Annotated in this window: 17 protein-coding genes; 10 read left to right on the plus strand and 7 right to left on the minus strand. The window is 76.0% G+C overall.

What is annotated here, in order from left to right; genetic code table 11:
* Positions 1-42 precede the first annotated feature (42 nt).
* Both FS882_RS19745 and FS882_RS19750 read left to right on the plus strand, forming a co-directional pair.
* On the plus strand, positions 43-1,380 hold the full coding sequence (locus FS882_RS19745) for a glutamine synthetase family protein (protein WP_158375792.1): 1,338 nt from the start codon (positions 43-45) through the stop codon (positions 1,378-1,380).
* A 155-nt stretch (positions 1,381-1,535) separates the two neighbouring features.
* Positions 1,536-4,664 carry a bifunctional [glutamine synthetase] adenylyltransferase/[glutamine synthetase]-adenylyl-L-tyrosine phosphorylase gene (locus tag FS882_RS19750; RefSeq protein ID WP_158375794.1) on the plus strand — a complete coding sequence of 1,043 codons (3,129 nt, stop codon included), beginning with the start codon at positions 1,536-1,538 and terminating at the stop codon, positions 4,662-4,664.
* A gap of 111 nt (positions 4,665-4,775) precedes the next feature.
* Here the strand turns inward: FS882_RS19750 and FS882_RS19755 are convergent, their stop codons facing one another.
* Both FS882_RS19755 and FS882_RS19760 read right to left on the minus strand, forming a co-directional pair.
* Positions 4,776-4,961: a hypothetical protein gene (locus FS882_RS19755; protein WP_147796360.1), complete on the minus strand. Its 186-nt coding sequence runs from the start codon at positions 4,959-4,961 to the stop codon at positions 4,776-4,778.
* Between the two features lie 53 nt (positions 4,962-5,014).
* Positions 5,015-6,223, minus strand: a complete 1,209-nt coding sequence (locus tag FS882_RS19760; protein ID WP_158375796.1) for an AI-2E family transporter — start codon at positions 6,221-6,223, stop codon at positions 5,015-5,017.
* Between the two features lie 142 nt (positions 6,224-6,365).
* On the opposite strand from FS882_RS19760, the gene FS882_RS19765 reads away from it, so the two are divergent.
* The 6 genes from FS882_RS19765 to FS882_RS19790 all read left to right on the plus strand — a co-directional run bounded on the left by FS882_RS19765 (position 6,366) and on the right by FS882_RS19790 (position 15,160).
* The gene (locus tag FS882_RS19765) at positions 6,366-7,445 is read left to right on the plus strand and encodes a family 43 glycosylhydrolase (RefSeq protein WP_158375798.1); all 1,080 of its coding nucleotides are present in this window, start codon (positions 6,366-6,368) and stop codon (positions 7,443-7,445) included.
* Positions 7,442-8,776, plus strand: a complete 1,335-nt coding sequence (locus tag FS882_RS19770) for an oligosaccharide MFS transporter (RefSeq protein WP_158375800.1) — start codon at positions 7,442-7,444, stop codon at positions 8,774-8,776. The genes FS882_RS19765 and FS882_RS19770 overlap by 4 nt, the downstream gene beginning before the upstream one ends.
* A gap of 84 nt (positions 8,777-8,860) precedes the next feature.
* A complete protein-coding gene (locus tag FS882_RS19775; RefSeq protein WP_222848272.1) occupies positions 8,861-11,449 on the plus strand; it encodes a SpoIIE family protein phosphatase in 2,589 nt (862 codons plus the stop codon).
* A gap of 139 nt (positions 11,450-11,588) precedes the next feature.
* A complete protein-coding gene (locus FS882_RS19780) occupies positions 11,589-12,572 on the plus strand; it encodes a glycosyltransferase family 2 protein (RefSeq protein ID WP_187365395.1) in 984 nt (327 codons plus the stop codon).
* A 153-nt stretch (positions 12,573-12,725) separates the two neighbouring features.
* Complete coding sequence (locus tag FS882_RS19785; protein WP_222848273.1) at positions 12,726-14,129, plus strand: hemolysin family protein; 1,404 nt, start codon at positions 12,726-12,728, stop codon at positions 14,127-14,129.
* Entirely contained in the window at positions 14,126-15,160 is a 1,035-nt protein-coding gene (locus tag FS882_RS19790) for a hemolysin family protein (protein ID WP_158375808.1), read from the plus strand. The genes FS882_RS19785 and FS882_RS19790 overlap by 4 nt, the downstream gene beginning before the upstream one ends.
* Before the next feature lie 134 nt (positions 15,161-15,294).
* Here FS882_RS19790 and FS882_RS19795 read toward each other — a convergent pair whose 3' ends face one another.
* A complete protein-coding gene (locus FS882_RS19795; protein ID WP_158375810.1) occupies positions 15,295-17,583 on the minus strand; it encodes a putative bifunctional diguanylate cyclase/phosphodiesterase in 2,289 nt (762 codons plus the stop codon).
* A 107-nt stretch (positions 17,584-17,690) separates the two neighbouring features.
* On the opposite strand from FS882_RS19795, the gene FS882_RS19800 reads away from it, so the two are divergent.
* Both FS882_RS19800 and FS882_RS21210 read left to right on the plus strand, forming a co-directional pair.
* A complete protein-coding gene (locus FS882_RS19800; RefSeq protein WP_158375812.1) occupies positions 17,691-18,257 on the plus strand; it encodes a dihydrofolate reductase family protein in 567 nt (188 codons plus the stop codon).
* A gap of 136 nt (positions 18,258-18,393) precedes the next feature.
* Positions 18,394-18,549 (plus strand): hypothetical protein, encoded by a 156-nt coding sequence (locus FS882_RS21210; RefSeq protein ID WP_187365396.1) that lies wholly within the window; start codon positions 18,394-18,396, stop codon positions 18,547-18,549.
* A 48-nt stretch (positions 18,550-18,597) separates the two neighbouring features.
* On the opposite strand, the gene solA is transcribed toward FS882_RS21210, so the two are convergent.
* From solA to FS882_RS19820, 4 genes are all read right to left on the minus strand, one after another.
* Positions 18,598-19,776, minus strand: coding sequence for an N-methyl-L-tryptophan oxidase (gene solA, locus FS882_RS19805; RefSeq protein WP_187365397.1), 1,179 nt, complete (start codon positions 19,774-19,776; stop codon positions 18,598-18,600).
* 88 nt (positions 19,777-19,864) lie between these two features.
* Positions 19,865-20,881 (minus strand): PfkB family carbohydrate kinase, encoded by a 1,017-nt coding sequence (locus FS882_RS19810; RefSeq protein WP_222848274.1) that lies wholly within the window; start codon positions 20,879-20,881, stop codon positions 19,865-19,867.
* Positions 20,882-21,148: 267 nt separating this feature from the next.
* Entirely contained in the window at positions 21,149-22,174 is a 1,026-nt protein-coding gene (locus FS882_RS19815; protein WP_262348430.1) for an alpha/beta hydrolase family protein, read from the minus strand.
* Between the two features lie 109 nt (positions 22,175-22,283).
* Entirely contained in the window at positions 22,284-24,065 is a 1,782-nt protein-coding gene (locus FS882_RS19820) for an alpha/beta hydrolase (protein WP_158375816.1), read from the minus strand.
* Positions 24,066-24,116 lie beyond the last annotated feature (51 nt).

Consider the following 24,116-nt stretch of genomic DNA (forward strand, 5'->3'; position numbering starts at 1 on the left):
TGCGTCACCTCGCGGACACACGGATCAGGCAGGATGTCCCCCATGGACAGGCAGCAGGAGTTCGTCCTCCGCACCGTGGAGGAGCGCGACATCCGTTTCATCCGGCTCTGGTTCACCGACGTGCTGGGGACGCTGAAGTCCGTCGCCGTCGCGCCGGCGGAGCTCGAGGCGGCGTTCTCGGAGGGCATCGGGTTCGACGGCTCCTCGATCGAGGGCCTGACCCGGGTCTACGAGGCGGACATGATCGCCAAGCCCGACCCGACGACCTTCCAGGTGCTGCCCTGGCGCGGGGAGCGGCACGGCACCGCGCGGATGTTCTGCGACATCCTCACCCCCGAGGGCGAGCCGTCCCTGGCCGACTCCCGCAACGTCCTCAAGCGCGCGCTGGCCCGGGCGAGCGAGAAGGGCTTCACCTTCTACACGCACCCCGAGGTCGAGTTCTACCTGTTCGACGCCCCCGCCGACCCGACGCAGCCGCTGGTCCCCGTCGACCAGGGCGGCTACTTCGACCACGTGCCGCGCGGCACCGCGCACGACTTCCGGCGCGCCGCGATCACCATGCTGGAGTCCATGGGCATCTCGGTGGAGTTCTCCCACCACGAGGCCGGCCCGGGCCAGAACGAGATCGACCTGCGGTACGCCGACGCCCTGACCACCGCGGACAACATCATGACGTTCCGCACGGTGGTCAAGGAGGTCGCGCTGGAGCAGGGGGTGTTCGCGTCCTTCATGCCGAAGCCGCTGGCCGACCAGCCGGGCTCGGGCATGCACACGCACCTGTCGCTGTTCGAGGGCGACCGGAACGCCTTCCACGAGCCGGGCGGGCACCTGGAGCTGTCGAAGACCGCGCGCTCGTTCATCGCCGGCCTGCTCAAGCACGCCGCCGAGATCACCGCGGTGACGAACCAGTTCACGAACTCGTACAAGCGGCTCTGGGGCGGCTCCGAGGCCCCGTCGTACATCTGCTGGGGCCACAACAACCGGTCCGCGCTGGTCCGGGTGCCGATGTACAAGCCGGGCAAGTCCAACTCGGCGCGCATCGAGTACCGCGCGGTCGACTCGGCCACCAACCCGTACCTGGCGTTCGCGGTGCTGCTGGCCGCCGGCCTCAAGGGCGTCGAGGAGGGCTACGAGCTGCCCGAGGGCGCCGACGACGACGTGTGGGAGCTGACCGACGCCGAGCGCCGCGCGCTGGGCATCGAGCCGCTGCCGGCGACGCTGGAGAACGCGATCGCCGTCATGGAGCGGTCCGAGCTGGTCGCGGAGACGCTCGGCGAGCACGTCTTCGACTTCGTGCTGAAGAACAAGAAGCGCGAGTGGGAGGAGTACCGCTCCCAGGTCACCCCCTACGAGCTGCGCCGCTTCCTCCCGATGCTCTGACCCGTCGCCGACACCGCCGCCGTCGCGTCGAGATCGCAGAAGATGCGGGGTTCCCGGCCCAGGAACCCCGCATCTTCTGCATGCTCGGCGTCCTGGAGGGCGGGTGTGGGGAGCGCGTGGGGCGGCGGGGGTGCCGGGGTCGGTAGCGTGGGCGCGTGAGCAGCACGTCGGTCGGTCGGGGCAGCACGCTCGCGGGTCGGCTGACCCGCGCCGGGTTCGCGGACGTCGCGCGCGCGGAGCGGCTGCTGGCCGATGCCGCGCTGCTGCGGCTGGTGGGTGGCGACGAGGCCGTCCCCGACGACGACGCGCCGCGCGCCGCTCCCGGACCCGACGGCCTCCCGGGGGGCGCCGCGCTCGCCACCGAGGTGCTGGTCCCCGCGCTCGCCGAGTCCGCCGACCCGGACCAGGCCCTGCTCTCGCTCGCGAAGATCGCCGGCGCCGTCGAGCCGGACGCCCCGCGCCGCGACCGGCTCGCCGCCGCGCTCGCCGAGGACGGCCCGGCCCGGGACCGGCTGCTGGCCGTCGTCGGCGCGTCCGTGGCGCTCGGCGACGACCTCAGCGCGCACCCCGAGCACCTGGACGTGGTCCTGGACGACGCCCCGGGCACGGGCGTGCCGGTCGGCGAGGTGCGGGCGGAGCTGCTGGCGGCCGTCGGCGCGGACCCGGCCGCCGCGGTGCCGGTCGCGGGCACGGCGGGGCCGGACGGCGTGGACGCCATGCGCCGCGCGTACCGGCGCCGGCTGCTGCGGATCGCCGCCACCGACCTCACGTCCGGCGAGCCGCTGACCCGGCTGCCGGGCGTCGCCGCCGCCCTCGCGGACCTGGCCGCCGCCGCGCTGGAGGCCTCGCTGGCGCTGGCCCGCGCCGAGCTCGACGACCACGGCGCCTCGGTGCGCCTCGCCGTCATCGGCATGGGCAAGACCGGCGGCCGCGAGCTCAACTACGTGAGCGACGTGGACGTGGTCTACGTCGCCGAGCCTGTCGAGGGCGCCGACGAGGCCGAGGCCCTGGCCGCGGGCACCCGGCTCGCGACCGCGATGGCCCGCGCGTGCGCCGCGCCGTCCGGCGAGCCCGCGCTGTGGCCGGTCGACGCCGCGCTGCGCCCCGAGGGCAAGGACGGCCCGCTGGTGCGCACGCTCGACTCGCACCGGTCGTACTACGAGCGCTGGGCCAAGACCTGGGAGTTCCAGGCGCTGCTCAAGGCCCGCCCGCTCGCCGGCGACGCGGAGCTGGGCCGGGCGTACGTCGAGGCGACCAACCCGATGGTCTGGCAGGCGGTCCGCCGGGAGAACTTCGTCTCCGACTCCCAGGCCATGCGCCGCCGGGTGGAGAAGAACGTGCCCGCCGCGGAGGCGGACCGGCAGATCAAGCTCGGCGTCGGCGGGCTCCGGGACGTCGAGTTCACCGTGCAACTGCTGCAGCTCGTGCACGGCCGCGCTGACCCGGAGATCCGCAGCGGCAACACCCTCACCGCGTTGGCGGCGCTGTCGGCCGCCGGGTACGTCGGCCGCGAGCACGCGGGGCAGCTCGCGGTCTGCTACCGGTTCCTGCGGGCCATCGAGCACCGGATCCAGCTGCACCGGCTGCGCCGCACCCACCTGATGCCGACCGCCGCGGCCGACCTGCGCCGGCTCGCGCGGTCGCTCGGGATGCGTGCCGAGGGCGCCGAGGGGCTGCTCGAGCGCTGGCGGCAGGTGCGCCGCGAGGTCCGCGACCTGCACGAGGCGCTGTTCTACCGGCCGCTGCTCCCGGCGACCGCGCAGCTGTCCACCGAGGACGTCAGCCTGGCGCCCGAGGCCGCGCGCGAGCGGCTGGCGGCCGTCGGCTACCGCGACCCGGCCGGCGCCGTCCGGCACATCGCGGCGCTGACCGAGGGCGTGACCCGGCGGTCGGCGATCCAGCGGCAGCTGCTGCCGGTGATGATCGGCTGGTTCGCGGACGGCCCGGACCCCGACGGCGGGCTGCTCGCGTTCCGGCGGCTGTCCGAGACGCTCGGCGGGACGCACTGGTACCTCAAGATGCTCCGCGACTCCGGCACGGCCGCCGAGCGGCTGGCGCGCGCGCTGTCGACCTCGCGGTACGTCGCGGACGCGCTGGCCCGGTCGCCGGAGTCGGTGGCCTGGCTGGACGACGACGCCGAGCTCGAGCCGCGCAGCCAGGACCGGCTGGCGGCCGAGGCGGACGCGATCCTCACCCGCGCGTCCGAGCCGGTGCCGGCCGCGACCGCCCTGCGCGCGCTGCGGCGCCGGGAGCTGGCGCGCACCGCGGTCGCCGACGTGCTCGGCGTGGTGACCGGCACCCGGGCGTCGCGCAGCCTGACCGCCACGGCCGACGTGCTGCTGGCCGGGGCGCTGCGGGTGGCCGCGTGGGAGGAGCGGGCCGCGCGCGGGCTCGACGCCGACCCGACGGCGTTGCTGGTGGTCGCGATGGGCCGGCTCGGGGGGCGCGAGATGGGCTACACCTCGGACGCCGACGTGCTGTTCGTGCACGACCCGGTGCGCGGGGCGGACGGCGCGGTCGACGGCGTGCTGGCGCAGGAGTTCGCCACCGGCGTCGCCACCCGGCTGCGCGCGCTGCTCGGTGCGGTCGGTCCCGAACCCGCCCTCGAGGTGGACGCGGACCTGCGCCCGGAGGGCCGCAACGGCCCGCTGGTGCGCTCGTTCGACGCGTACGCCGAGTACTACGCCCGCTGGTCGCTGGTCTGGGAGAGCCAGGCGCTGCTCCGGGCGCGGCCGGTGGCGGGCGACCCGGCGCTGGGGGAGCGGTTCGTCGCGCTGGCGGACCCGCTGCGGTACCCGGCGGGCGGGCTGGACGCCGCCGGCGTGCGCGAGGTCCGGCGCATCAAGGCCCGGGTGGAGTCCGAGCGGCTGCCGCGCGGCGTCGACCCGACGCGGCACCTCAAGCTCGGGCGCGGCGGGATCGCCGACGTCGAGTGGACCGCCCAGCTGCTGCAGCTCCGGCACGCGCACGCGGTGCCCGGCCTGCGCACGACGTCGACGCTCGACGCGCTCGCCGCGGCCCGGGAGGCCGGGCTGGTGTCCGAGGACGACGCGGCGGTGCTCGCCGAGGCCTGGGACCTCGCGTCGCGGCTCCGGGACGCGCTCGTGCTGTGGACCGGCCGGACCGGCGGCGCGGCGGACGTCCTGCCGCACGACCGCCAGGTGCTGACCGGCCTGGCCGCGGTGCTGGGCTACCCGTCCGGCTCGGGCCAGGACCTGGAGGACGCCTGGCTGCGCGCCTCCCGCCGCTCCCGCCAGGCGGTCGAGGACGTCTTCTACGCCTGAGCTCGCGAGCCCCTGACGCACGAATGGATCCCTCCGCACCGACACGCGCCGGCGTGTTGGTGCGGAAGGATCCATTCGCGCGGTGCGGGCGGTGTGCGCGCGCGGGCGGGCTCAGTCCGGGGGGTCGAGGGGGTCCGGGCTGGCGGTCAACGCGCCGTCCTCGAGGTTCTCCTCGAGGTCCTGGGCCACGTCGTCGCCGCGGTCGACGCCGCCGAGGTCCCGCTCGGGCTCGGCGTCGGGCGCGTCGGGGTCCTCGCCGGGAGTGTCGGGGATCCAGTCGTCGGTCGAGTCGGTCACGCGTCCTCCTCGGGTCGGGGTCCGGCACCCGCGCGGCGCCGGTGCGCCCGACGCTAGGCGGGCTCGGCGGGCGGCGCGACCGGGGGCCGGAGCTCGTCCCCGCCGTCGCGCGGCTCGTCGTCCTTGCGCCGGCCGACGTTCTCCTCCTGGAGCAGCGAGGGGTCGACGAGCTCGTGCCGCCGCAGGTAGGTCGACAGCACGGCCTGGATGGTCGCGACGACGGGCAGCGCCAGGAACGCCCCCAGCGCGCCGAACACCGCCCCGGCGGCGATCACCGACAGGAACGCGACGGCCGGGTTCAGCGCGAGCGACCGCTGGGACACCTTGGGGGTGAGCACCAGGTTCTCGATCTGCTGGTACGCGATGATGAACGCCAGGACCGCGAGGGCCCGCAGCGGCGACACGGTGAGCGCCACCAGCACGGGCAGGGCGCCGCCGATGTAGGTGCCGACGGTCGGGATGAACTGGGAGACCAGGCCGGTGAACACGGCCAGCGGCAGCGCGTACGGGATCTGGATCAGCGCCAGGAAGGCCCAGGTCGCCACGGTCGAGATGGCGGCGAGCACCAGCCGGGAGTTGATGAACCCGGCGACCTTGTCCTGCGACACCTCCCACACCCGCAGCACCTCGCGCTGCCGGTGCGGGGCCAGGTACCGGCAGACGGCCGCGCGGAACTTCGGGCCGGCGCTCGCCATGTAGTAGACGACCAGCAGGACCGCGGTGGCGGTGAACAGCCCACCGGCGATCGAGGTGCCGACCCCGATGACGCCGGGCGCGATGCTGCCGACGTAGTCGCCGGCGTTGTCGAGCAGCTCGTCGGTCCGCGGGAGCTGGACGTCGAACCGGTCCGCGGCCATCGCGCGCAGGTCCGCGTAGTAGCCGGGGATGGACTGGACGAGGTCCACGAGCTGGTTGACGAACAGGCCGCCGAGCAGGCCGAGCACCGCGATCCCGAGGACGAGCGCGCCGACCATCGTGATCCCGGTGGCGAGCGGCCGCTTCACCTTGTGCCGGCCGAGCCACAGGATCATCGGCTCCATCGCGAGGGCCACGAACCACGAGATGACGATGATCGTGAGGACGTTGCCGAGCATCGAGGCCGCGCGCCAGATCAGGATGCCGGCGAACACCGCGACGACCCCCATGGCGAGCGCGCGCGGCAGCCACCGCGGCGGGATGCGGGAGTCGCGGGCGCCCGGGGCGAGCCCGGAGCCGCGGGCGGCGGGCGCCGGGCGCGGGGCAGGGTCGTCGAGCGCGGGCATGCGGGGCTCCGTGGGGTCGGCGGCGGGTGCGCCGGACAGGCTACCGGCGGCCGGTGCCCGGGTCGGGGACGCGCCCGGGACCAGCGTCCCGGCTGTCGGCTGGACAACCGGGCGTACCGTGTGTGAGCGTTAACATACAACGATGGAGAAGTCCGCCGGGGACGAGCCCGGCGCTCTCGACGAGGAGACGACAGTGACGGACGTCGACGCCGGCGTGGGCGTGAACCCGATCGTGCTGCAGCGGGCGGACCCCTGCGTGCTGCGGCACGGGGGGCAGTACTACTTCACGGGCTCGCACCCGCTGTACGACCGGATCGTGCTCCGGCGCGCGGAGCGCCTGGAGGACCTGCAGGCCGCCGAGGAGGTGACGATCTGGGAGCGGCACGCCGCCGGCCCGCAGTCGCACCTGATCTGGGCGCCGGAGATCCACCGCGTCGGCGACGCCTGGTACGTGTACTACGCCGCGGCCCCGGACGACCACGGGACGGTCGACGTGCCCGGGACCGCCGAGACGTTCAACCACCGGGTCTACGTGCTGGAGAACACCGCCGCCGACCCGTTCGAGGGGCAGTGGGTCGAGCGGGGCCAGGTCGACACCGGGTGGGAGTCGTTCGCCCTCGACGCGACCAGCGCGGTGATCGACGGCACCCAGTACCTGGTCTGGGCGCAGCAGGCGTTCGACGTGCGCGGGCACTCCAACCTGTACATCGCCCCGATGGCCAACCCCTGGACGCTGGCCGGGCCGGCGGTCGAGCTGTCCCGCCCGGAGTTCGACTGGGAGGTCAAGGGGTTCTGGGTCAACGAGGGCCCCTCGGTCCTGGTCCGCGGCGGCCGCGTCTTCCTCACGTACTCGGGCGCCGCGACCGGCATCGACTACGCGATGGGCGTGCTGACCGCCGACCTGGGGTCCGACCTGCTCGACCCGGCGTCGTGGACCAAGAGCGAGACGCCGGTGTTCGTGTCCGACCCGGCGGCGGGCCAGTACGGGCCGGGGCACAACTCGTTCACCGAGCTGCCCGACGGCACCCCGGTGCTCGTCTACCACGCCCGCACCTACACCGAGATCGTCGGCGACCCGCTGTGGGACCCCAACCGGCACGCCCGCGCCCAGGTCCTGCCGTTCGACGACCACGGCGACCCCGTCTGGGGCACGCCCGTGCCCGACACCCGTCCCACCCCGACCTCGACCGAGGTCCTCAGCCCCGCCGGAGACCCGAAGTGACCACCAGCACCACCCCCGCCGCAGAGCAGCGCCCGAGCGCCCTGGAGTCGCTGAAGCGCGGAGTGTTCTGGAACTACGGCGGGCTGTTCTTCTTCTACTTCGCCATCTGGCAGCTCGCGTTCACGTTCCTGCCGCTGTGGCTCGCCCGCGAGGGCATGGGCACCGGCGCGATCGGCGTCGTCAGCACCGTCTCCGCGATCACCGCGCTCGCGCTCCAGCCGGTCTACGGGTTCCTCCAGGACCGGCTCGGGTTCAAGAAGTACCTGTTCGCGTTCGTCGTGCTCTGCGCCGCGTTCATGGGGCCGTTCTTCGTGTTCGTGTTCCAGCCGCTGATCGGCGTGAACGAGTACCTGGCGGCGGTCGTCGGCGGCGTGTTCCTCAGCCTGTGCCTGAACTCGGGCGTCGGCGTCGTGGAGGCGTTCAGCGAGCGGGCCAGCCGCGCCAACGGCTACGAGTACGGCCACGCCCGGCTGTTCGGCTCGCTCGCGGGCGGCACCGCGGCGCTGGTCGGCGGGTTCATCTGGGCCGCCAACCCGGACAGCATCTGGTGGGCCGGCTCGGTGTCGGCGATCGTGCTGGGCACGCTGCTGTTCGTGGCCCGGGTGCCCCGGGGCGACGGAGCGCAGGCCGCGGGCGCCGGGGCCGACGCCGGCTCGGGCGGCACGAAGGTCTCGAAGGAGACCGTGCTCGCCCTGCTGCGCGACCGGAACTTCCTCGGCTTCGTCGTGCTGATGTTCGGCACCGCGGCGCTGTACGACGTGTTCGACCAGCAGTTCCCGAACTACTTCGCCACGTTCGTCGCCAGCGGGGACCCCGAGGTGCTGTTCTCCCGGGTCGTGGCGGTGCAGATCTTCGCCGAGGCGGCGTTCATGGTCGCCGCGCCGTTCATCGTCAACAAGATCGGCGCCCGCAAGGGCCTCATGGTGTTCGCGGCGATCCTGCTGGTGCGGGTGCTCGGCTCGGCGTTCTTCACGCACGAGTGGCTGCTCATCGCCTGGCGCCTGCTGGCCGCCATCGAGATGCCGTTCCTGCTGGTGTCGGTCATGAAGTACATCACCCGGATGTTCGACGTCCGGATCTCCGCCACCGCGTACATGCTGGGCTTCAACTTCGCCAAGCAGATCGGCATCGCGATCTTCGCGTCGGTGTTCGGCGCCTCGTACGCGGCGATCGGGTTCGCCCACTCGTACCTGATCATGGCCGGCGTGATCCTGGCGGTGACCCTGGTGGCGCGGTTCCTCATGGCGGACGACCGGGACCGGGTGGCCCCGGGCGAGCCGGCCGACCGCGCGGACGGCGGCGCGCCGACCCACGTGCTCGCCTCCTCCTGAGCAGGGGGTCCCGCGGCCGGACCGGGCCGCGGGACCCCCACCCTCGCCTATGCTGCACGCAGGCCGCGACAGATGGAGGGACCCGTGCCCGACCATCCCGCGGGGAGCCCCGCGACGCCGTCGCCCCAGGCCGCGGCGCAGCGCCTGCTGACGTCGGTCGGCAACCCCGCCCTGGAGCGCCTGGCGCAGCTCGCGTCCCGGCTCCTCGACGCCTCCTCCTCGCAGGTGTCCCTGCTGGCCGACGTCCCCAGCGCCGGCACCGGCGCCCCGGTGCCCGCGGACGCCGGGCCGGTCGTCGGCGCCTCCGGCACGCGCAGCGCGCTCCAGGACCGGGTGTGCGCCGTGACCGCGCGGCTCGGCCGGCCGCTCGTCGTCGCGGACGCCCGCAGGGACGACCGGCTGCGCGACCTCGACGTGGTGGCCGACGGCGGGGTGCGGGCGTACCTCGGCGTGCCGCTGGTCGGCAAGGACGGCCACGTCGTCGGCGCGCTCTGCGTGTACGACGCCCAGGTGCGCGCCTGGTCGACCGACGACGTGCTCGTGCTGACCGACCTGGCGGCCTCGGCCGTCGCGGAGCTGGAGCTGTCGGCGCTGGCCGTGGAGTACGAGGCCGACCGGGTGCGGTGGCAGCTCGCGGTGACCGCGGGCGAGGTCGGCAGCTTCGACTGGGACCTCGCGACGGGCGTGCTCGCCTGGGACGACGAGCTGCACGCGATCTTCGGCCTGGAGCCCGGGACGTTCGGCGGCACGATCGAGGCGTTCGAGGCGTGCCTGCACCCGGACGACCGCGCGCGCGTCGCGGAGGCGCTCCGGGACGCGATCGACCGCGTCGCGCAGTACACCGCCGAGTACCGGGTCGTGCACCCCTCGGGCGGCCTGCGCTGGGTGAAGGCGAAGGGCATGGCGCTGCCCGGCCCGGACGGCACCGCGGTGCGGGTACTCGGCGCGGCGTACGACACCACCGTCGAGCGCGAGGCGGACGCCCGGATCGCGCGGGTGCTCGAGACCATGCAGACCGCGTTCTTCCTGCTGGACGACGCGTGGCGGTTCACCTACGTCAACGCCGAGGCCGAGCGGGTGCTCGGGCGCACCCGCGGCGAGCTGCTCGGCGGCGTGATCTGGGACCTGTTCCCGCTGTCGGTCGGGTCGGCGTTCGAGGAGCACTACCGCGGGGCGGCCGAGTCGGGCACCGCGCGGTCCTTCGAGGCGTACTACCCGCCGCCGCTCGACGGCTGGTACGAGGTCCGGGCGCACCCCGGGCCGGACGGGCTGTCGGTCTACTTCCACGACATCACCGAGCGCCGCCGGCTCGAGGAGCAGCGCGCGGCCGCCCTCGCCGAGGCGGACGCGGCGACCAGCCGCCTGGCCCTGCTCGCCACCGTGGGGGAGGACCTGAGCGCCACGCTGGACACCGAGTACGCGGTGGGCCGGCTCGCGCGGCACGTCGTCCGGCACTTCGGCTCGTGGGCACTGGTGACCCTCTGGGACGAGGACCGGCAGCTCCGGGACATCGCGGGCTACCACGCGGATCCCGCGCGCCGGCGCGCGGTGGCCCGCTACACGCAGCTCCGGCTCCGCGCGCTCTCGCCGACCTCGTTCCTGCACCGCGCGCTGAGGTCCGGGGAGCCCGTGGTCATCCCGGGCGCGACCGCCGCGATCCTGCCGCTCCTGGCCGGGGAGGCGCGCGACGTGTTCGCCGAGCTCGCGCCCCGCACCGGGTACGCGGTGCCGATGCGGGCCCGCGGCCGCACGGTCGGCGCGATCTCGCTCTTCCTGGACGAGGGGCACGCGGACCTCGCCGAGGAGGACCTCGCGCTGCTCGTCCAGGTCGCCGACCGGGCCGGGCTCGCGCTGGACAACGCCCGCCTGTACGAGGGGCAGCGCCGGATGGCCGAGACGCTCCAGCGCGCGCTGCTGTCGGCGCCCGCCCAGCCGGACGACCTCGAGATCGCGGTCCGGTACGTGCCGGCGGCCCGGGCGGCCCAGGTCGGCGGCGACTGGTACGACGCGTTCCTCCAGCCCTCGGGGTCGACCGTCGTCGTGATCGGCGACGTGATGGGCCACGACCGGCACGCCGCGGCGGTGATGAGCCAGGTGCGCACCCTGCTGCGCGGCATCGCGGCGACCACCGGCGGCAGCCCGGCCGAGGTGCTGCGCTCCCTGGACGCCGCGCTGGACACGCTGCGGGTCGACGCGATGGCGACCGCGCTGGTCGGCCGGCTCGAGCAGACGGCCGAGGACCGTGCGGCGGGCACGACCCGGTTCCGCTGGACCAACGCCGGCCACCTGCCGCCGCTCCTGGTCGCGCCGGACGGCACCGTGCGCGAGCTGCGCGCGCCGCGGCCCGAGCTGGTGCTCGGGGTGTCGCCGGAGAACGCGCGCACCGACTCGGTGGTCGAGCTGCCGCGCGGGTCGACCGTGCTGCTCTACACCGACGGGCTGGTCGAGCGGCGCGGGGCGCACCTGCAGGAGGGCATCGACGCGCTGGCGGAGCTCGTCACGGAGCTGGCGCCGGAGGCGCAGGCCCGGGCAGCGGGGTCCGCGACGCTCGACGCCGCGTTCCTCGCGGACGCCGTGCTGGCGCGCGGGGCGGCGGGGGACGCGCCCGAGGACGACATCGCCCTGCTCGTCGTGCACCTCGGGCTCCAGGACGGGGACGCGCCGGGACGCTGACCCCGCCGGCCACGCGCGGGTGAACCCGTGCCGCCGATCAGGCGCGCATCCGGGTGAATCGCGCGTACGATCCCCGCAAACGTCACATATCGGGCAGGCGGAGCGGTCGGCCCGGGTGCGTCACCAGGGAGGCCCGCCCGTGCAGCTGCCCGACGACGCCGTGCCCGCGCGGCCGGCAGACGACCGCCCCGCGCCCCTGGTGAGCGTGGGCGTGCCCGTCTACAACGGCGACCTCTACCTCGAGGAGGCGCTCACCGCGCTGCGGGACCAGGACCTCCGCGACATCGAGGTGATCGTCTCCGACAACGGGTCGACCGACGAGACGGGCAAGATCGCCCGGGCGTTCGCCGAGGCGGACCCGCGGTTCCGGTACGTGCGCTCCGAGCAGAACCGGGGCGTGCCGTGGAACTTCAACCGGGTGCTCGACCTGGCGCGCGCGCCGCTGTTCCTGTGGAACGCCGCCGACGACGTGGTGGAGCCGCAGCACCTCGTGCGGTGCCGGGAGGCGCTGCTCGCGCACCCCGCGGCCGACATCGCGTTCCCGCGGGTGACGCTGGTGGACGCCGCGGGCGACGTCGTCGGGTACATGGACGACGAGGACCTGTCCTACCTCGGCCTCGCCCCCGCGGAGCGGGTCGACCAGCTGCTGCGCCGCTCGTCGTGGCAGGCCATCGCCTGGGGCGGGATGCTGCGCACCGACGCGCTGCGGGCCATGGGCGGGCACCCGCGGTTCTTCGGCGGGGACATCGTGCTGGGCATCCGGTCGGCGCTGCGGGCGGAGTGGGTCGTGGTCCCCGAGCGGCTGTTCCGCTGCCGGCGGCACGACAACCAGAACAGCAAGGCCGTGGGCGCGGACCCCATCGTGCAGGTGCGCAGCTACGACCCGGCGTTCCGGCGCCCCGTGGCGTTCCCGCAGTGGTACCTCGCCTACCGGATGCTCGCCGAGCCGCTGGTGGCCCCGGTGCCGCCCGCCGACCGGGCGCGGGCGCTGGTCTCGGTGGCACGGCGGTGGACCCTGCCGGAGTGGCGGCTGCTGGCGTACGACCTCAAGCGCAACGCCATCCGGCTGCGCCGCGGGCAGTACCAGGGCGCGTACTCGGCGTCGTCGGGCTACTGGGTCTGACGGCCGGGACCTTCGTCCCGGGTCGGCGGGAACCGGGATGCCGGCTCGTGCGTTGGGGGAGTCGATCGTGCCCCCGACCTGGAGAGAGATGGACGGCGACAGTAGTAGTCACCCCCTGCGCCCGCGCGAGACGGCGACGGGGGGTGAGATCTGATGTGGGTGCTGTCCCTGCTCCTGGGCGTGCTCGTCGTGCTGGCGATCACCGCCGCGACCGGGTACTTCGTCGCGCAGGAGTTCGCGTACATGGCCGTCGACCGGTCGCGGCTGAACGCCCGCGCCGCCGACGGTGACGCCGGTGCGCGCCGCGCGCTCACCGTGACCCGGCGCACCTCGTTCATGCTGTCCGGCGCCCAGCTGGGCATCACCGTCACCGGCCTGCTCGTCGGGTACGTCGCGGAGCCGCTGATCGGCGACGCGCTCGGCGAGGCCCTGGGTGGCGTCGGCGTGCCGACCGCGGTCGGCGTGGCCGTCGGCACCGTGTTCGCGCTGCTGCTGTCGACGCTGGTGCAGATGCTGTTCGGCGAGCTGTTCCCGAAGAACCTCGCGATCGCGCGCCCGGAGCCCGTGGCCGTGAAGCTGGCGTCGTCGACGACCGCGTACCTCACCGTGTTCGGCTGGCTGATCCGGGTGTTCGACTCCGCGTCGAACGCCCTGCTGCGGCTGCTGCGCATCGAGCCGGTCCACGACGTCGAGCACTCCGCGACCGCGCGCGACCTGGAGCACATCGTCGCCGAGTCCGCCGAGTCGGGGGACCTGCCGCGGGAGCTGTCGGTCCTGCTGGACCGGATCCTCGACTTCCCGGACCAGGACGTCGAGCACGCGATGATCCCGCGCTCGCGGGTCGACGTCGTGCGCGCCGGCGCCACCGTGGGCGAGGTCCGGGAGCAGATGGCCAGCGGGCACTCCCGGTACCCGGTGCTGTCCCCGGACGACGAGGTGCTGGGCGTCGTGCACCTGCAGGACGTCCTGGTCGCCACCGAGCCCGGCGAGCCCGTCGAGCGGCTCATGCGCGCGCCGGAGCTGGTGCCGACGTCGATGGCCCTGCCCGACGCGCTGCGCCAGCTCGCCGCGGGGCGCGACCAGCTGGCCTGCGTGCTGGACGAGTACGGCGGCTTCGCCGGCGTGCTGACGTTCGAGGACCTCGCGGAGGAGCTCGTCGGCGAGATCACCGACGAGCACGACACCGGCGTGCACGCGCCGACCCTCGCGGAGGACGACGGCGCCTGGACCATGGCGGGCGACGTCCACGTCGACGAGGTCGAGCGCGCCGTGGGCCGCGACCTGCCCGCCGGCGACTGGGAGACGATCGGCGGCCTCGCCATCGCGGCGCACGGCTCTCTGCCCGCCGCCGGGACCAGCGTCGTGCTGCTGCTCCCGGACGACCCGGGCGAGCTCGCGCACGCGGGCGACCCGGACCCCGTGTGGATGCGGGTCGACGTGCTGGAGATCGAGCGGCACGTCCCGGCGCTGGTGCGGGTGACCGTGCCCGCCGACCCGCCGCCCACCGAGGACGAGCGCGCCGACGCCGTCGAGCGCGACCAGGAGGAGAACCGATGAGCCCCCTCGTCGTCGTGATCGTGACCGTCGGCCTGATCGCCCTGTCGGCGTTCTTCGTGGCCGTCGAGTTCGCGGCGCTCGCCGCCAAGCGGTACCGGTTGGAGGAGGCCGCCCCGCGCAGCCGGTCCGCCCGGGCCGCCCTGCGCAGCTCGACCGAGCTCACCGTGCTGCTCGCCGGGTCCCAGCTCGGCATCACCGCGTGCACCCTGGCGCTCGGCGCCGTCACCAAGCCCGCGGTGCACCACTGGCTGACGCCGCTGTTCGAGGGCTGGGGCGTCGCGCTCTGGCTCGCGGACGTGGCCGGGTTCGTCCTGGCGCTGATCATCGTGACGTTCCTGCACCTGGTCGTCGGCGAGATGGCGCCGAAGTCCTGGGCGATCGCCCACCCCGAGACGTCCGCGATCCTGCTGGCCACCCCGATGCGCGCGTTCATGTGGCTGACCCGGCCGCTGCTGCGCGTGCTCAACCAGGCGGCGAACTGGTGCCTGCGGCGGGTCGGCGTCGAGCCGGCCGACCAGGTCGCCACCGGGCAGAACCCGGACGACCTGCGTCACCTGGTCGAGCACTCCGCCAACGTCGGCGCGCTGGACGCGTCGTACTCCCGGCAGCTCACCGGGGCGCTGGAGCTGCAGTCGCTGACCGTCCGGGACCTGGTCCGCGCGGGCGGGTCGCCGACGGCCGTCGCGCCGGACGCGACGATGGCGGACGTCCGGCTCGCCACGCAGGCCTCCGGGCACCTCCGGGTGCTCGTCGGCACCGGCGACCGGCTCGACGGGGTCGTGCACGTGCGGGACACCCTGGCGCACCCGGACACCGCGCCCGTGGGGACGCTGGCGCGCCCGGTGCTGCGGCTCGAGGCCGACGCGCCGGTGTCGGGGGCGCTGACGCAGATGCGCGAGGGGCGCCAGCACCTGGCGCTGGTGCTCGACGGCGGCCGGACCCTCGGCGTGGTGACCCTGGCGGACGTCCTCGCGCGCCTCTTCCCGCTGGCGGCCCCGGAGGCCGCGGCCGCTCCCGCCGACCCGCGCTGACCCGGGCCGGCCCCGGGCGCCGTCCTGGCGCCCCGCTGATCGTCGCGAGCCCACCCGATCGACCGGGTGGGCTCGCGGCGACCGGGTGGTGATCGGGGATCGGCGGGGCCCAGGGGGCCGGCGGGGGCCCGGGGTCAGGCCGGGGCGGGGGTGCGCGGAGCCGTGTCGCGGGCGCGGAGCCAGGCGTCGGCGTCGGCCCGCGGCATCGGCCGGCCGTGCAGGTACCCCTGGGTGCGGTCGCAGCCCATGCGGCGCAGCGCCTCGTCCGTCGCGGCGTCCTCGACGCCCTCGGCGATCAGCCGCAGTCCCAGGTGGTGCGCGAGCTCGAGCGTCCCGGACACGATCGCCCGGGTGCGCGCGTCGGTCGTCAGCCGGGCGGTGAACGACCGGTCGAGCTTGAGCTCGCCCGCGGGCAGCTCGTTGAGGTACGTCAGCGACGAGTACCCCGACCCGTAGTCGTCGATCGCCAGCCCGATGCCGCGGTCCGCGATCGCCCGGGTCACGGCCACGGCGTGCGGCGGGTCGTGCATCAGCGTCGTCTCGGTGATCTCGACGACCAGGCCCGCCGCGCGCAGCCCCGCGGCGGCGAGCGCGTCGTCGAGCGTCGCGAGCAGCCGCGGGTGGCCCAGGCAGGACGTCGACAGGTTCACCGCCACCGGGAGGTCGCGGCCCTCGTCCTGCCACCGCGCGGCGGTCCGGGTGGCCTGCGCCAGGACCCGCTCGGTGAGGGCGAACATCGACCCGGTCTGCTCGGCCAGGTCGACGAACGCGGCCGGGGGCAGCAGGCCGCGCTCCGGGTGCGCCCAGCGGACGAGCGCCTCCATGCCGACCACCCGCCCGTCCGCGCAGTCGAGCTGCGGCTGGTAGTGCAGCTCCAGGACGCCGTGCCGGTCGTCGCCCTCCGCCGCGGAGAGCAGGGCGCGCAGCTCGTCGGCCAGGGCCATCTCGTCGCGGTCGCGCGCGTCGGCCGCCTCGTCGTAGACGCGCACGCCGCCCCCGGCCCGCTTGGCCGCGTACATCGCGGTGTCGGCCCAGCGCACCAGCTCCCCGTCGCGGTGGTCGCCGAACGCCGTGCTGGCGACGCCGATGCTCGCGTCGAGCCGGACCACCCGGCCGGTGACCTCGATCGGCTCGCGGACGGCGTCGCGCAGCGCGTGCGCGACCGCCGTGGCCTGCCCGACGTCGTGGTGGTCCAGCACGACGCCGAACTCGTCGCCCCCGAACCGCGCGAGGAGCGCGCTGCCGTCCAGGCGGGCCTGGAGCCGCCGGCTGACGGTCCGGATCACGGCGTCGCCCGCCGGGTGGCCGTACCGGTCGTTGACGTCCTTGAACCGGTCGAGGTCGATGACCAGCAACGCCGCCCCGGTGCGCGCCGCGGCGAACCGGTCGGCCACCTCGAGCATCGCGCGGCGGTTGGCCACCCCGGTGAGCGGGTCGGTCCGGGCCTCTTTGCGGGTGGCGGCCAGCGCCGCGAGCTCGCTGGCGGTGCGCAGCAGCTGCGCGCAGCCGCCGCCGACCCCCGCGGCGGCGAGCAGCGCGACCCACGGGGTCCCCGTCGGGCGCAGGCTGTCCAGCACCAGCACGACGGTGCTCGCGGCGATGGCGATCATGGCGCAGGTCGTCACCACGAGCGTGGAGGCGAAGTGCCCGCGCAGCGGCGGCGGCTTGATCGTGCCCGCCCGTGCGGTGACCAGGGTCAGCGCGGCCCAGCAGACGACGGCGGGGACCGCGGGCGCGCCGTCGGCCGGCAGCCAGGGGAGCAGCACCAGCTCGACCGCGGCCATCGCGCCCAGGCCCGTCAGCAGCAGCCACGCGCGCGGGTCGTCCCGGAGCCCGCCCAGCACGGTCACGACCAGGGTCATCACCGCCAGCACGATCAGCACCGCCGCCCGGAGCAGGTGCCCCTCGGCGGCCCGGCCCGGCCCGTCGGCCGGCAGCACGCCGACCGCGACCGCCCAGACCAGCAGCGCGAGCGTGCCGAGCGTCGACCCGGCGAAGTTGACCCAGTCGACCGGGTGCACGGCCGAGGTCCGGAACCGGTTCCAGGTCAGCATGCCCTGGTGCGCGCACAGCACGGCGACGACGCCGCCGGCCGTGAGGCCGAGCCCACGCAGGTCACCCGCGGCCGGACCGCGCACCGTCAGGTCGACCGCCGCCTCCGCGGCGAGCCCGGCGGCGACCGCGGTGACCGACCGGCCGCACCACCGCCACAGGCCGCGCTCCTCGAGCGAGCGGATCGGGCCCTGCTGCCGCAGCACGACGCCGGCCGCCGCCGCTGCCAGCGCGCCGCCCGCCGCGGTCAGCCCGGCGGTCCCCGTCGCGCACTCGACGACGGCCAGCAGCGCGACGAGCACCGCGGGGCCCAGGAGCAGCGGACCGGGCGGCAGGACGCGGCGCCGCGGCGGGGCGGTCGTGGAGGGCATCACCGACACCATCGGCGCGCCGGAGCGGCAGCCGAGCCGTGCGCCCCGAGTTCACCCGGGGCGCACGGCCCCTCGACCCCGCGACGACGCCGTCCTACGGTGGGGCGATGGGGCGGCTGATCTACTCGATGTTCACCTCGCTCGACGGGTACGCGGCGGACGCGTCCGGCAGCAGCGACTGGGGCGGCGCGCTGGACCCGGCGCTGCACGACTTCATCTCGGACCAGACGCGGTCGGTCGGCACGTACCTGTACGGCCGCCGCATGTACGAGACGATGTCGTTCTGGGAGACGGCGCTGGAGGCGCCCGACCCGCCCCCGTTCGTCCGGACCTACGCCGAGGTGTGGCAGGCGGCGGACAAGGTCGTCTACTCCACGACGCTCGAGGAGCCGACGACGGCGCGGACCACCGTCGAGCGGACGTTCGACCCGGAGGCGGTGCGCGCCTGGGTGTCGGCGCTCGACCACGACGTGACCGTCGACGGGCCGACGCTCGCGGCGCACGCGCTGCGCGCGGGGATCGTCGACGAGGTGCAGCCGTACCTCGCACCGGTGTCGGTCGGGGGCGGCCTGCGGTTCTGGCCCGAGGACGTGCCGCTCGACCTGGAGCTGCTGGAGCAGCGCGGGTTCGGCAACGGGACCCTGTGGCTCCGGTACGCGGTGCGCCGGGGCTGACGGGGGCCCGCGTGGCGGCCGGGGCACCCGGCGGTTGACGACCGCGCGGCGGCGCGGGACCGTGGTCCCGCCGGTCCACGAGAGGGGGGCGACGACGATGTCGCTGCGGTGCACGGTCGGACGGCACGCCTGGCGCGTGCGGCGGAACCCGGAGAAGGGCGGCGCGGACGCGCTGTACGAGGTCTGCGCCCGCTGCGGGCGGGACCGGCCGGTCTTCGACCGGGCCGACGGCAGCGGCCTGGCCGTCCTCGGGCTCGGCGGCACGGCGGGGCCGGGGGCCGGTCCGGCCTGAGCGGGTCGCCCCGCCGGGTGCGTGCCGGGCCGGGCGCCGCCCGCGGCGTCAGGCGTGCAGGCCGAAGTCCGCGGCGTACCCCGGGTCGGTGATCGCCGGGCGGGTCAGCGCGAACGCCGCGATGTCGTGCGCCGTCGACCCCGCGGTGACGAGGTCGGCGAGCACCGAGCCGACCAGGCTCGCGAACTTGCCGCCGTGCCCCGCGCCGTTGAACACCGCGACGTGGGGGTGGCCGGGCACGGTGTCGAGCACGAACTCGCGGTCGGGTGGCATGTCGTAGACGCACACCGCGCTGCGCAGCGGGGGACCGGCCGCCGCCGGCAGGTGCCGCGCGAGGAACTCCCGGGAGCGCTCCGTGGTCGCGGGGTCGGGTCGGTGCGTGCGGCCCGCGCTGGTGACGAAGTGCCCGCGCATGTCCCGGGCGATCTTGACGCCCGCCTCGCCGTACACCGGGAAGCCGTACATCACCTCGTCGCCGTGCCACACCCAGATCGGGAACCGCTCGGGCGTGAAGTCCGCGAGCCGGGACGACGCGACGTAGTCGACCTGCTCCTCGGACAGCGTCAGGCGGAAGTCGAGCCCGAGGTCCGGCATCAGGTCCCCGAGCCAGGACGCCGCGGCGACGACCAGCCCGCCCGCCTCGACGTCGCCCGCGGAGGTGCGCACGGTGACCCCGCCCTCGCGGACGTCCACGCCGGTGACCCGGGTGTGCGGCCAGAACTCGACGCCCGCGGCCAGCGCGAGCGACGTGTGCGCCGAGACGGACCGCCGGATGTCGATCAGCCCGGCGTCCGCCTGGTGCAGCGCCGTGGTGCCGTCCGGGACCTGCCACTGCGGGTACCGCGCGCGCAGGTCGGCGGTCGACAGGTCCTCGAACCGCGCGCCGCCGGCGGCCATCGCGTCGCGGAACACCGCGAGCCGGTCCGTGCCGTCCGGGTCGGGCGGGGCGAGGTCGAGCCCGCCGGTGCGCGTGAACACCTGCAGGCCGGACTCCCGCTCCACCCGGTCCCACGCGGCGAACATGGCGTCGGTCAGGCGGACGTACTCGGGCCGGTGGTAGGACCGCCGGATGATCCGGGAGTGGTCGCCGGACGAGCCGAGCGAGTTCACCAGGTCGAACTGCTCGACGACGAGCACCCGCCCGGCGCCCGCGCGGGCGAGCCAGTACGCGGCGGCCGAGCCGACGGCCCCGGCCCCGATGACGACGTGCGAGTAGGTGCGTGCCACGCGCCGCACGCTAGCCCGCGGGCGCGTCGTGGTCGACGGGCGTCCACGGGGCGCGCCGACGTCGCGGCCGGCGCCGCGGTGGGTCCGGTCAGGCGCGTCCCGCGGCGGTGGCGGCCTCGGTGGCGACCGACCCCGGGTCCAGGTCCGGCCGTCCGCCGGGGTGACCCACCGTGCGGCGGGCCGCGACCGCCGCCCACCACGCGGCCTCCACCGGCGCCCGCCCGCTCGCGAGCGCCACGGCGAGCGCGGCCGTCGACGCGTCGCCCGCGCCGGTCGGGTCGACGGGGTCGTCGCCGAGGAGCGGGGTCACGACGTGCCCGCCCGGCCACGCGACCACGTCCCCGTCCTGCCCGGCGGCGAGCCGCACCGCGCGCGCACCCCGGGTGACGAGGTCCGCCGCGGCGGCGACCGCGTCCTCGACCCCGCGCACCGGCCGCCCGGCGAGCGCCGCGGCCTCCCCGGCGTCCGCCCGCAGCACGGCCCCGGCGGCGAGCAGCTCCGCGAGGAGCCCGGCGTCGTCGCTCGCCCCGTCGGCGACGACCAGCGGGCGCGCCGACGTCCGGGCTCCGCCGTCCGGCGCCCCGCGCGGATCCCCGGCCCGGCCGGGGTTGCCCGGCCGCGGCGGGGTGACGACGCGGAGGGCGGCGCGGACCGCGTCGGCCGGCTGCTGCAGCTGGAGCAGGACCGCGTCGGCCGCGCGCAGCCGGTCGGCCGACGCCGCCACGTCGGCGGGCGTGAGGAGCACGGGGGGCTCGACGTGCTCGAGCAGCCGGCGCTCGCCGGGCGGACCGACGACGTCGACCAGCAGGGCGGTCCGCGCGGCGGCGCGCACCACGACCCCGTCGACGTCGAGGCCCGCCGCCCGCGCCTCGTCGAGCACCAGGCGACCCGCGGGGTCGTCGCCGACCACGCCGACCAGCGCGACCCCGGCCCCGAGCCGCCGGCACGCGCGGGCCTGGTTCGCGCCCTTGCCGCCGAGCAGCTCGGAGCGCCCGCGGACGTCGGCCGAACCGCCGGCGTCCGGGACCCCGTCGACCGTCAGCACCAGGTCGCGCCCGGCCTGCCCGACCACCACGACCCGCACGCCACCCGATCCCGCACCCATGCCGCCAGCCTGACCCGCCCGCCCCGCACCCGCACCCGTTCCGGCGCACCCGTGCCAGGCGGGGGAGGCGGCCCGCGGGTCAGCCGCGCAGGTAGCCGTCGAGCCAGTCGAACACCCGCTGCTCGGTGAGCGACCGGGCGAGCGGCTGGCAGTGGCCGTCGGCACCCTCGGCCGCGGTGAACGGCACCAGGGTCGAGACGCCCGGCGTCAGGGCCGCCAGCCGCCGGGACTGCCCGGGCCAGAACTGCTCGCCCTCCGGGTCGGTGATCAGCAGCGCGTGGTGATCCGGTCCGCGACGTCCGCGACGTCGTACCGGCGCACCTCGCGCAGCGTGGCGGCGTACCCGTCCGCGCCGTAGGGCCGTGCCCGGAACCGCCAGGTCCGCGCGGTGCTCCGGGACAGCCGCATGCCCAGCTCCATGTCACGGTCGAAGGCGTGGTCCTCGCCCTTGTCGAGCAGCTTCAGCAGGCTGCCGGGGACCTCGCGCTCCCAGGACGCCGCGACGTCCACCACCCCCGGGTCGACCACGGCGGCGACCGGCCGGTGCTCGAAGGCCAGCGCCCGCGCGACCCAGTACCCGGCCTGGCTCACCCCGTAGACGGCCACCCGGTCCGCGTCGACCTCGGGCCGGACGAGCACCGCGTCGAGAACGGGGGTCAGGACCTTCTCCCAGTCCGGGCGGAACGGGACGCCGCGCTCGAACAGCACCGACTGCTGCCCCGGGCCGTCGAAGACCAGCGCGTGGTAGCCGCGGCGCAGCGCCCCGGCCACGCACTCGCCCCACAGCGAGGTGAGCGAGCCGTCGCTGCCGTTGACCGCCACCACGGTCGGGCGCGCCCCGCCGCCCGGAGCCCGGAACAGGTACCCGGGCAGCGCGTCGCCCTCGTACGGCACGGCCACGCGCTCCACGTCGAGACCGGCGTGGTCGACCCACGCGTCCCACGCCCGCCGGTGCGCGCGGAACGTCGGCAGCAGGTCCGCGTCCGACGCGAGCGCCGCCACGGCGTTCACCGCCACCGCGAGGTACGCCGACGCCCGCAGGTACGCCGCGGCCGCGCTGACCCGGTGGCCGCCCGCCGCGGCGGCGTCGCCCTGGGCGGCGACCCGGTCGCCGAGGTCGCGCCAGGCGGCGAACCACGCGTCGTGGTCCTTGGCGGGCACGCCCGCGACGGCCGCCAGCACCTCCCCGACGTCGGCGGCCCCGTGGACCGCGCGGCCCAGCGTGCTGCGGATGACCTCGTCGCGGTCGGCCTCGGGCGAGAACCGGACCGGGTGCGTGCGGTGGGCGGGCATGGCGGCGTCCTTCCGGGGCGGCGGCACGGTGGTGCCCCCACGCTCCACCCGGACCCGCACCGGCCGCCTCATCCGGTGCGGTCGATCCGCGGGGCCCGGGCCGCCCGCGTCAGCCCTCGCGCGCGTCCAGCACCGCCCGGACCCGCGCGGTGTCCGCGTCCGTCCAGCCCTCCGGCGCGGCGACCGCCGCCCAGCCGTCGAGGGTGAGCGCGTCGTAGTTGTGCCCGTGCCCGTCGGGCACGGCCTTCGAGTTCACCATGTCGAAGGTCAGCTGCCAGAACGTCACCAGCGGGTACCACGTCATCGTCAGGCCGCCCTCGCCGCTGTGCGGCGCGGAGAGCCAGTCCGGGCGGGTCAGCAGGAGGTCCGGGCCCCACCACACGATCGGGTCGGACGCGTGCTGCAGGTACAGCACCCGCGGGGCCTCCCACGCGGTCGGCGGCGTCGCGATCTGCTCGGTGTCGCCCGCGAACCGCACGAGCAGGCCGCTGGCGTACACCGGCGCGGCGGGGGTGGTGCCCGGGTCGCGCCGGTCCATCAGGGCGTGCCACACCGGGTTGGAGTTCGGCGGGCCGACCCACAGCACGCCGTCCGTCCGGGCCCGGATGTCCGCGAGCGAGTCGTACGCGCTCTCCGAGCCGTACGAGCCGAGGCTCTCGCCGTAGGCCAGCAGCTGCGGGCGGTCCTCGGGCGGCAGCGCGGCGACCCGCGCCTCGACGGCCGCGGCGAGCGCCCGGGCCTCGTCGGCGGCGCGGGACTTGTCGACCAGGAACGACAGCCAGCTCGGCAGGTAGGAGTACTGCGTCGCCACGGTCGCGGTGTCCCCGCCGTGCATCAGCTCCAGCGCGGACACGGCCGAGTCGTTGACCCAGCCGCTGCCCGTCGTCGTGACGACCAGCAGCACCGCGCGGTCGAACCCGCCGGCGCGCTCGAGGTCCGCCACCGCGAGGTCCGCCCGCCCCTCGGCGGTGCCGGCGCTGTCCAGGCCGGCGAACACCCGGACCGGCGTCGTGGTCGTGCCCGTGGTGGCGGCGGCGAGCTCGTCGGCGGTGGGGCCCTCGGCGACGAACCGACGGCCCTCGCGCCCCAGGGTGTCCCACGGCACCAGGGACGCCGGCGACCCCGACCGCTCCGCCGCCTCGGGCTGCGTGACGCCCGGGTGGTCCTCCGTGTTGGCCAGGGCGAACGCCCCGTCCACGGCGGACAGCGCCCGGCCGAGCAGCACGTCGTTCACCAGCACCACGGTCAGCACCGCCACCAGGACGACCGCCACCGCCCCCGCGAGCAGCCGCGGGAACCGCAGCCAGCGCTGCAGCCCGCGCTCGACCCGCAGCCCGACCCAGCGCAGCCCGCGCGCCAGCAGCACGAACGCGGCCGCCACGAGCACGAGCAGCGGTCCGGCGCGCAGCCAGTCGCCGGTGCTCGGGCCGGTCATCCCGATCGCCGCGGTCATCTCGCGCTGCCAGCGGGCGCCGTTCACCAGCGCGAGGACCAGCCCCGCGACCACGAGCACGGCCAACGCGGGCAGCCGCCACGGCCGCACCGCGACCCGCACCCGCGGCGGGACGCGGTGCCGCGCGACCACGACCAGCCGGCGCCAGGCGCGCAGGTGGCGCAGCGCCCACGCGACCGCGACCCCGAGCCCGTAGCCCAGCGCGCCCGAGATGCCCGAGACCAGGGCCTGGAAGAGCCAGTCGCGGGGGAGCAGCGACGGGGTCATGGCGAGCATCGCGAGCAGGGTGCCGAGGACGACGCCGGGGACGCTCGGCGGGCGGGGTCGGCGCCGCCGGGGCGTGGCGGGGCCGGGGGCGGGGCCCGAGGGGTCCGGGGTCGGCGCGGGCGCGGGGGTGGCGGCCGGCGTGGAGGCCGGGGTGGGCGCGGGGTGCGTCATGGGGCGGGTCCCTTCCTGGCGTGCCGCGGGAGCGCGGGGGGCCCGTCGTCG

The sequence above is a fragment of the Cellulosimicrobium cellulans genome, from assembly GCF_007679345.1.
Classification (GTDB): Bacteria; Actinomycetota; Actinomycetes; order Actinomycetales; family Cellulomonadaceae; genus Cellulomonas; species Cellulomonas cellulans_A.

Coding starts and splice junctions, on each gene's coding strand:
- FS882_RS19745 (WP_158375792.1), top strand. CDS start 43: ATGGACAGGCAGCAGGAGTTCGTCCTCCGCACCGTGGAGGAGCGCGAC.
- FS882_RS19760 (WP_158375796.1), bottom strand. CDS start 6,223: ATGCCCGCGCTCGACGACCCTGCCCCGCGCCCGGCGCCCGCCGCCCGC.
- FS882_RS19765 (WP_158375798.1), top strand. CDS start 6,366: ATGGAGAAGTCCGCCGGGGACGAGCCCGGCGCTCTCGACGAGGAGACG.
- FS882_RS19785 (WP_222848273.1), top strand. CDS start 12,726: ATGTGGGTGCTGTCCCTGCTCCTGGGCGTGCTCGTCGTGCTGGCGATC.
- FS882_RS19790 (WP_158375808.1), top strand. CDS start 14,126: ATGAGCCCCCTCGTCGTCGTGATCGTGACCGTCGGCCTGATCGCCCTG.
- FS882_RS19795 (WP_158375810.1), bottom strand. CDS start 17,583: ATGCCCTCCACGACCGCCCCGCCGCGGCGCCGCGTCCTGCCGCCCGGT.
- FS882_RS19800 (WP_158375812.1), top strand. CDS start 17,691: ATGGGGCGGCTGATCTACTCGATGTTCACCTCGCTCGACGGGTACGCG.
- FS882_RS19810 (WP_222848274.1), bottom strand. CDS start 20,881: ATGGGTGCGGGATCGGGTGGCGTGCGGGTCGTGGTGGTCGGGCAGGCC.
- FS882_RS19815 (WP_262348430.1), bottom strand. CDS start 22,174: ATGCCCGCCCACCGCACGCACCCGGTCCGGTTCTCGCCCGAGGCCGAC.
- FS882_RS19820 (WP_158375816.1), bottom strand. CDS start 24,065: ATGACGCACCCCGCGCCCACCCCGGCCTCCACGCCGGCCGCCACCCCC.